This window comes from uncultured Chryseobacterium sp., from assembly GCF_913776365.1.
Taxonomy (GTDB): Bacteria; Bacteroidota; Bacteroidia; order Flavobacteriales; family Weeksellaceae; genus Chryseobacterium.
The window spans coordinates 21,015-28,104 of the sequence record NZ_CAJYMO010000050.1; the positions used below are offsets into that span (position 1 = coordinate 21,015).

The following is a 7,090-nucleotide window of genomic DNA, read 5'->3' on the forward strand; positions in this document are numbered from 1 at the left end:
ATGAGAACAAATTACATTCTACAAAAAAAATATATCTTAATTAGGCTTACCAGATTATTATATATGCTTTTATTAGCTATTATTCCTCTCTCAGGACAGAATCCGTCTTACCAACTACCTACTATTATTCGTCCTTCACCAACAGCACAAAACTTTATGAGATATGGTGAAATTCCAGTAGATTATAGTACCGGAGTTCCTAGAATAGAAATTCCTGTGTACATATTTGAAGGAAAAAAAATATCTCTACCAATCTCAATATCATATCATGCTTCCGGAATTAAAGTTCATGATGTTGCATCAGAAGTGGGAATAGGATGGGTACTCAACGCAGGTGGAATAATTACACGTACTATGATGGATACTTATGACGAGGTAGGATGGACAAATAAGACATATGCATCTGCAGATCAATTAATTTTAGGATTAAAAAATACATTCTATAATAACTTTGATTCTAGCTCTATGAGTTACCCGGGAGTATTGGATGTAGAATCATATCTTAACACTAAGTATAATGGTGAAGATCTTATGAGTGACCGTTATTTCTACAATATGCCAAATGGGATTGCAGGTATATTTCGTTATGCCTATCCGCAGAATAGTACTTTAATAATGCTTCCTTATAGGCCATATAAAATTAATAGGTCACAGACAGCAATTAGCGATGATTTTAACATTATCGATGATAAAGGAATTAAATATCATTATAAAAGATTTAATGATTCAAATTATGGTTCTTCCGAATGGTTCTTAGTAGAAATGTATTCAGCTGATGATAGTGAATATATTAAGCTAAACTACATTTCACAAAATGCAACGTCAACCGGAAAGCCCGTAAGTACTTGGAATACAGCTAAGCATTTTCTGAATGGCAGTAATCCTTGTGATCCCGGACAAGTAGAACATTTCCCCCATGAAAGTAATTCCGGAACAGGTGGTGTAACATATAATGTAGCTTTAGCATCTATTGAAAATGAAGATATTATTGTAAATTTCATTTATTCTACAAGAGAAGATTTTCAGTATGCAAGTAAAATTTCAGAAATAAATGTGCTATCAAAAGGAATTCAGAATATTATAAAGAAAAAAATAACATTCAATCACAGTTATTTTGGAAATGTAGGATACGAAAACCTTGAAAATAGCAATAAGAGATTAAAACTTAATGCTGTTACTATTTTCGGTGAAAATGGAACTGAAGCTCAAAATTATTCCTTTGCATACGATGAAAGTAATATTCTACCACCCTACCGGTCAAGATCAACGGATTTCTGGGGATATTATAATGGCGGAAACAGTGGAACTGCCATACCTGAAAATATGATTCCACAAGATTATCAGGGACAGAATTACGGGATCAATCGTAAGGCTGACAATGGATTTTTTTCAAAAGCTGCAAGTCTTAAAGAAATTAAATATCCATCCGGTGGAAGGACAAAATTTGAATATGAAAGAGCATTTGTCGATAATTTATATAACGGACCGAATTCTTCGGGATACATTGGTGGACTGAGAGTTTTAAATATTGTAAATTATTCAAAAGATAATGAAATAGCAAGTATGAAATCATATCAATATAATAATCCTGTATTCAATAAAATTGATTCGGAATTTTACAGCTATATTCAGAGATATATAGATCATTATTCTTATGAGCATCCAATACTGGATAGTGGCCCGGAAAGTTGTTACGTATATTATGACAGAACTTTTGTAACTTCGGAACCCATAGTTGGCCATGATCTCTTACCAGGCCTACCTCTTGCTTACTCAAATGTAACAGAGTATGATGGAACAGCGAACAGTAATACAGGCTTCACTGAATACCATTATTCCGTTCCCAATTATCTTCAGTATACAGGAAATCTTCGTGATCTTCATACCTATCAAAATGATTATGGAAACTATAGTCCTAAGTTGACATTTAAAGCAATAAAGTCATCTGATGGAAAAAGAATTGTAGAAGAAACTAATTTCTATTCAAATCATTATGAAAAGGAATTTAAAACCGGAATAAATGTTGTGAGAAAGTTGGATTATCTTCTTAATAAGAGTTTCCCAACAATCTCACAATCATCTCAGATTCTTCCTTTCAATGTTAATGATTACTTGCAATCGATCCAAGCATTTGATACTAAAGCATATCAAAATGCAAATCTATTAGACTATACTGTTAAGAGAACTTATGATCGGCAGTCTCAGGATAGGTATGTTGATGAAAGGAGTGATTATAATTATAATCAGCATAATCTTATGATAAATGAAGTTTTAACTGTAAACAGTTCGGGGCACAATACAAAGCGTAAATATAAATATCCATTTGATTTCAGTTCACTTCAGCCTTATCAGACTATGTTGAATAAAAATATTCTGACGCCTGTAATTGAGCAGATTGTAAGTAATACTACTTTAAGCAAACAAATCCAGAAAATTCAGACGTCTTATAAAGATTGGGGGAATAATATTATAGAACCAGAAATCATAAAAGGGCAGATGGATGCGGCAAGTCCTTTGGAAAACAGGATCCGTTATCTTTCCTATGATAGCAAAGCCAACCCTCTGACGGTAAAAAAAGAAGTGGGAAATCCGCTGACCTATCTATGGGGTTATAACAAATCCTTACCCATTGCTGCTGTGGAAAATGCAAAATATGCGTCTGAGACAATTAATAATGATCTGAATGTGTCTTATTCCGGACTACAGATTCCTATGGGAACTATCAATCAGGAATTGGGAACTTTTACCATCACGGAAGAAAAAGACTATAAAATAGACCGGATCTACGAGCGCTATCCGGAGAATCACTCGGTTATGTACCAGACAAGTTTTCAAAATATAAATAACAGCAGTGGCTCCGTATCTTTTACCGATATCACTCCGGCTTCCGGAAACTTCCATACCTACACCTCACCATCGGTACATCTAAAGCCGGGAACCTATAAAGTGAAACTGACCAATGTCGGATACAACGGCTACCAGGGACAGATTGAAAACAATTTCAACTTTACGGTATACAATCCTGTTGAAGCTTCCGTACCTTTCCATACAAGTTTTGAGGAAGAAAGTGTAAATGTCAGCACGGCTTATGCGATGACCGGAAAATCTTCCCATACCGGGGATTATGTGGTAAATTTACCATCAGGTAATCTTGGTTATGATAAAGTGATTGTCTCCTACTGGGGCAAAGCCAGTGCGTCATCTCCATGGCAATATATTGAAAACATTGTTACTCTTGGCAGTATGCAGAATTATCTGATAGGTACCAATTATGCCTATATTGATGAGGTTCGGCTATACCCGGTTGATGCGAGGATGAAGACCTATACCTACGATCCTTTCTATAAAACGCAGACCAGCATCATGAATGAAAACGGCCAGACCGAATACTACGATTACGATGCTTCCGGAAGGCTGAAAGAAGTATATATGATCGAAGGAAATGTAAAGAAAACGATCAGAACCACCAACTACCACTACAAACCATAAAACCAAATCCATGAAAAAAAGAATCTTCCCTGTCTGGATGCTGTTTGCAGCATCAGGCATCCTCTCTGCACAGGCGAATCCGAGTAGTGGGGAAAATTATGTCTACACCAGAACGAACTTATCAGATCCTTCGCTTCCCGGATCTCCCAGAATTGCTGAGACTGTGCAGTATTTCGATGGTCTGGGAAGGCCCATCCAGGAGGTGCATGTAAAAGCCTCTCCTTTAGGCAAGGACCTTGTAACTCAAATTCCATATGACCATTTTGGCAGGCAGACTGAGAGCTGGCTTCCTGCACCGATGGCTACTTCAAACGGAGCCATCCAGTCCGGGGTGGGCAGTGCTGCACAAACCTATTACAATGATAATTTCCCTTTTTCGCGTAATACTATGGAAGCTTCTCCTTTAAACAGGGTGCTTGGCCAGGTACAGCCGGGTTCAGAATGGCAGCAGCACCCGGTAGGATTAGAATATGAAGTCAACGGAGGTGATGTCAATAAATATACGGCAACTTTCAATTATTCCACTTTACAATCTTCCGTAAGCCTCTCCGGTAACTATGGCGAAAATCAGCTATACAAGAATACGGTTACCGATGAAGATGGAAATGTGAGCATTGAATTTAAAAACAAAGACGGGCAGACCATCCTGGTAAGAAAAATGCTGAGTGCTACGGAGAAAGCAGATACTTATTATGTTTATAATGAATACGGACAGCTGGCTTATGTGATTCCTCCTTTAGCTTCTATTTCCGGGGCATTATCTCAAAGCACTTTAGACCAACTCTGTTACCAGTATAAATATGATGAGCGGAATAGGCTGGTGGAAAAAAAAATTCCGGGAAAAGGCTGGGAGTATATGGTCTATGACCGGCAGGACCGGTTGGTGCTTTCACAGGATCCCAATCTCGGCACAGCTTCCAATAGTTTTACTACCCAGGGCTGGATGTTTACCAAATATGATCAGTTCGGAAGAGTGGTATATACCGGCTTTTTTTCCAGTATGGCAGGAAGGGTGGCCTTGCAGACGGAAATTAATAACATGACTTCCAATTCCGAAAATATGGAAGTAAGAAGCAGCATGCCTTTTACGCTGAACGGAATGGAGGTCTATTATACAAAAAATGCATTTCCTACTACAGGAATGACTGTTTTAGGCATTAACTATTATGATACCTATCCTACAGGAGCTCCTGCATTACCAACGCAGATCTTGGCACAGGATGTTATTAATGATACGGCAGCTTCCGGCATTACCACCAAAAGCCTTCCTTTGGCTTCTTATGTAAAAAATATCGAAGATAACAACTGGACGAAAAATTACAGCGGGTATGATAAAAGAGGAAGAGCCATCGGAATTTATTCCATCAACCATCTTGGCGGCTACACCAAAAAAGAAACCCTTCTTGATTTTTCCGGCGTGGTCCGGCAAACCATTACCCGTCATAAAAGGCTCTCTTCTGATACGGAAAGGGTCATCACAGAAAATTTCCTGTATGACGGTCAAAACAGGTTATTGGTACACAAACATCAGGTAGACAGCAATCCTGAAGAGATTCTTTCCCAGAACACTTACAATGAAATCTCCCAGCTGCAGAGTAAAAAAGTAGGCAGTGCAGATTCCGCACAGCCGTTACAGACTATCGACTACCAGTATAACATCCGCGGCTGGATGACCAAGATCAACGATCCGAAGAACCTGGGCGGGAAACTCTTCGGGTATGAGATCAAATACAACTCTGTGGAAGGAGAGCAGACGCCTGATCCTTTCGATTCTGCTTTGAAAGTCCTTCCGAGATACAACGGCAATATTGCCGAGGTAGACTGGCGGACGTCCACTGTTTCTGGAGACCACCTGAGAAGGTACGGTTATGTATATGATAAGCTGAACCGCCTCTCGGCCGGCTTTTACCAGAAGGATACCAATCCTTCGGCACGGGAATACTACGAAAAAGTGAGCTACGATCTGAATGGCAATATCATGACCCTGAAAAGATCTGCAGAGGCGCAGGGAACTTCCGCATTCAGTATCGATGAGCTTATGTATGTTTATGAAAACAGCAATAAAAGCAACAGGCTGTTATCGGTTACCGATTCCTCCACGGACTACCGGGGCTATCCCGATACTTCAGGGAATACGATCCCGTATGATGATAACGGGAATATGCTTTCCCAAAAAGACAAAGGGATTTTAAATATCACTTATAATTTCCTGAACCTTCCGGATCATCTCACCTTTGACCAGACCTATCAGGTAAGGAACCTCTTTGGCGGAAGCACGGAGACCCGTAACATCACCACCAAGTACCTGTTCCGGGCCGATCGCACGAAGCTGAACAAGCTTTACACCAACGGCGTAGCCAAAAACCAGTCGGAAACGTATCAGTTGACAGAATATGTGGACGATTTTCAATATGAAACAAAGGGTTCTTCTTTAAGGACACCCCGGATTTTGAAATTTGTTCCTACCGCTGAAGGCTATTATAATTTTGAAAATAATAAGTATATTTACAACTATGCCGACCATTTGGATAGACAAGTAAAAAAGCATTTTTTACGAAGGCTACGAACGAAGTTCAGTAAGATTGAGTTACTTTAACAATGGCAGCAGCATAGAAGTTCTTGAGGAGAATAATTATTATCCGTTCGGTCTGAAGCATGAAGGCTATAACCCGACAGCAGGGAATCCGGCGTACCAGTATAAGTACAATGGCAAGGAGCTGCAAACCGAGAGCGGGATGTATGATTACGGAGCCAGATTCTACATGCCGGATATCGGAAGATGGGGTGTTATTGATGAACTTGCAGAGAAATTTAGTCGGTACAGTCCATATAATTATGTAGTTAATGATCCTATTAACGGTATTGATCCAGATGGTAGGGATGTTATTTTTCTTGCAGATTCTAAAGCTGTACCAGGAGCTGGTCACGGAGCTGTTATTGTGGGGAGTGAAAAAGATGGATGGTATTATTATTCGATGAACGGAACAGGAGAAGGTAGTAGTCCATATGGAGATTCTAAAAATCCTGATATAGGCACTTCTTTAGGTAGAGGATTAACTCCTAAACAGGCTATGTTGGCAGCAAATAAAATTAATCCAGCTGAACAACATCATTATGACAAATTTGTTACTGTTAAAACGACATCAGAAGAGGATGTTAAAATAAAAGAAGCAGCTGCTAAGGCGGCCAGTGCAAAAAAATATAAAGTAATCGGACAATCTTGTGCAAATGTAATGCTTGGCTGTTTTAATCAAATTTTAGATTTGAGAAATAACGCCTGGTATGTTCCTCATCAAGTAAACCCAGCTCCTAATGCAATAATAGACAACTTTCAAAAAGGAGTTGATTATTATAACCGTTTTTTCATCCCTTCAGATAAAGAAATACAAGTTCGTAAAGTTGGAAAACTTGAAGTAGGGCCAGTTATTCCGGAAGGTGTAGATAAAATTGATGAAATAAAAAAATAATGAAAAAAGGAGTTATTATTATCGCAAGTATTATTTTGTGCTTTACAATTGCATATTATGCATTTGGTATATTTTCATCTTCTGTCGGATGGTATGGTTACCAAAAATGGAAATATAGAGTTCGTACCTCGACT

At 38.7% G+C, this 7,090-nt stretch carries 3 protein-coding genes; all 3 read left to right on the forward strand.

The genetic code is table 11. The features are described 5' to 3' along the window. From QZ735_RS02860 to QZ735_RS02870, 3 genes are read left to right on the forward strand one after another with little or no spacing between them, the layout of a single operon-like run. Positions 1–3,489 carry a hypothetical protein gene (locus QZ735_RS02860; protein WP_294243952.1) on the forward strand — a complete coding sequence of 1,163 codons (3,489 nt, stop codon included), beginning with the start codon at positions 1–3 and terminating at the stop codon, positions 3,487–3,489. 10 nt (positions 3,490–3,499) lie between these two features. Then, the gene (locus tag QZ735_RS02865) at positions 3,500–6,085 is read left to right on the forward strand and encodes a DUF6443 domain-containing protein (protein WP_294243954.1); all 2,586 of its coding nucleotides are present in this window, start codon (positions 3,500–3,502) and stop codon (positions 6,083–6,085) included. Further along, positions 6,072–6,956 (forward strand): RHS repeat-associated core domain-containing protein, encoded by an 885-nt coding sequence (locus QZ735_RS02870; protein ID WP_294243956.1) that lies wholly within the window; start codon positions 6,072–6,074, stop codon positions 6,954–6,956. Before QZ735_RS02865 ends, QZ735_RS02870 begins: the two co-directional genes overlap by 14 nt. The last annotated feature ends 134 nt before the right edge of the window (positions 6,957–7,090 follow it).